Source organism: Pseudomonas sp. SDO5522_S412, assembly GCF_054071215.1.
Window position 1 is genome coordinate 1 of the sequence record NZ_JBSVWQ010000407.1, and the last position, 2,323, is coordinate 2,323.

Sequence of the window (2,323 nt, forward strand, 5' to 3'; positions counted from 1 at the left end):
CACATTTGAATGTGTTCACAAATCAAAATGTGGGAGCGGGCTTGCTCGCGAAGGCGGTCGAACTGACAACAGAGATGTTGAGGTAAACATGAACAACTGGATCAGCGCCCTCGCCGACCTGCAGAACCAGGGCGAACCCTGCGTGCTGGTGACCATCATCGAAGAGCTCGGCTCCACGCCGCGCAACGCCGGTTCGAAGATGGTGATCAGCGCCGCCCACACCTTCGACACCATCGGTGGCGGGCACCTGGAATACAAGGCGATGCAGCTCGCCCGGGACATGCTTGTGCGCGGCCAGCAAAACACCCACCTGGAGCGCTTCAGCCTCGGCGCCAGCCTGGGCCAGTGCTGCGGCGGCGTGACGGTGCTGTTGTTCGAACCCATGGGCCAGGTGCAGGCGCAGATCGCGGTGTTCGGCGCCGGCCACGTGGGCCGCGCGCTGGTGCCGTTGCTGGCCAGCCTGCCATGCCGGGTGCGCTGGATCGATTCCCGGGAACAGGAATTCCCGGAACACATCCCCCAAGGCGTGCGTAAAATCGTCAGCGAAGAGCCGGTGGATGAAATCGACCACTTGCCTGTGGGCAGTTACTGCATCGTCATGACCCACAACCACGCGCTGGACCTGGAGCTGACCGCCGCCCTGCTCAAGCGCAATGACTTCACCTACTTCGGCCTGATCGGCTCGAAGACCAAACGCGTCAAGTTTGAACACCGCCTGCGGGATCGCGGTTTCGACACCGCGCAACTGCAACGCATGCATTGCCCGATGGGGCTGACCGAGGTCAAAGGCAAACTGCCTGTGGAAATCGCCATCTCCATCGCCGGCGAAATCATCGCCACCTATAACGCCAACTTCGGCCAGCACACTGCGAGCGCCGAACCCATTGCCAAACTGCTGCCGGTATCCCGCCGCAGCCAAGCGACTAACTGAGACGACCATGCCTTTGACACGCAAAGCCTACCGTGCCGCCATTTTGCACAGCATCGCCGACCCTGCCGAAGTGGGGATCGAAGCCTCCTACGAATATTTCGAGGACGGCCTGCTGGTGATCGACAACGGCCAGATCAGCGCCCTGGGCCATGCCTGCGACTTGCTCGCCAGCCTGCCCGCCGACATCGAAGTCACCCATTACCAGGACGCGCTGATCACCCCCGGCCTGATCGACACCCACATCCACCTGCCGCAGACCGGCATGGTCGGTGCCTATGGCGAGCAGTTGCTGGACTGGCTCAACACCTACACCTTCCCGTGTGAAAGCCAGTTCGCCGACAAGGCCCACGCCGAAGAAGTCGCGGATATTTTCATCAAGGAACTGCTGCGCAACGGCACCACCACCGCGCTGGTATTTGGCAGCGTGCACCCGCAGTCAGTGAACTCGTTTTTTGAAGCGGCCGAGAAGCTCGACCTGCGGATGATCGCCGGCAAGGTAATGATGGACCGCAACGCGCCGGACTATTTGACCGACACCGCCGAATCCGGCTACGCGGAAAGCAAGGCGCTGATCGAGCGCTGGCACGGCAAGGGCCGTTTGCACTACGCGGTGACGCCACGTTTCGCACCGACCAGTACACCTGAACAACTGACCCTCGCCGGGCAGCTGCTGGGGGAATACCCGGACCTCTACATGCAGACTCACATCAGTGAAAACCTGCAGGAAGTGGAATGGGTGAAAGAACTGTTCCCGGAACGCAAGGGTTACCTGGACGTGTACGACCATTACAAACTGCTGGGTGAACGCTCGGTGTTCGCCCACGGTGTGCACCTGTGCGACGACGAATGCGCGCGGTTGGCAGAAGCCGGTTCGGCAGTCGCGTTCTGCCCGACATCGAACTTCTTCCTGGGCAGCGGTTTGTTCAACCTGCCGATGGCCGAGAAGCACAAGCTGAATGTCGGCCTGGGTACGGACGTCGGCGGTGGCACCAGCTTCTCGCTGCTGCAAACCCTGAACGAAGCGTACAAGGTGATGCAACTGCAAGGGGCGCGCTTGAGTCCGTTCAAGTCGTTGTACCTGGCGACCCTGGGTGGTGCGCGGGCGCTGCGTCTGGAAGACAAGATCGGCACGCTGCAACCCGGCACTGATGCGGACTTCCTGGTACTGGATTACAACGCCACCCCGCTGCTCAGCTATCGCCTGAAGCAGGCCAATAACATCGCCGAGACGTTGTTTGTGTTGATGACGCTGGGGGATGACCGGGCGGTGTTGCAGACGTATGCGGCGGGGCAATTGGTGCACCAACGCTGATTTAACAGGTACAACAAAACAAATGTGGGGGCGGGCTTGCTCGCGAAGGCGGTGTGTCAGTCGCTGGATATGCTGACTGA

General features: G+C 60.9%; 2 protein-coding genes. Both read left to right on the plus strand.

Annotation, left to right across the window (positions count from 1 at the left end):
• The first annotated feature begins 88 nt into the window (after positions 1–88).
• Positions 89–931, plus strand: coding sequence for a xanthine dehydrogenase accessory protein XdhC (xdhC, locus tag ACW9I6_RS32075; protein ID WP_457340231.1), 843 nt, complete (start codon positions 89–91; stop codon positions 929–931).
• 7 nt (positions 932–938) lie between these two features.
• The gene (gene guaD / locus ACW9I6_RS32080; protein ID WP_177049224.1) at positions 939–2,243 is read left to right on the plus strand and encodes a guanine deaminase; all 1,305 of its coding nucleotides are present in this window, start codon (positions 939–941) and stop codon (positions 2,241–2,243) included.
• Positions 2,244–2,323: the final 80 nt, after the last annotated feature.

Coding starts and splice junctions, on each gene's coding strand:
- xdhC (WP_457340231.1), top strand. CDS start 89: ATGAACAACTGGATCAGCGCCCTCGCCGACCTGCAGAACCAGGGCGAA.
- guaD (WP_177049224.1), top strand. CDS start 939: ATGCCTTTGACACGCAAAGCCTACCGTGCCGCCATTTTGCACAGCATC.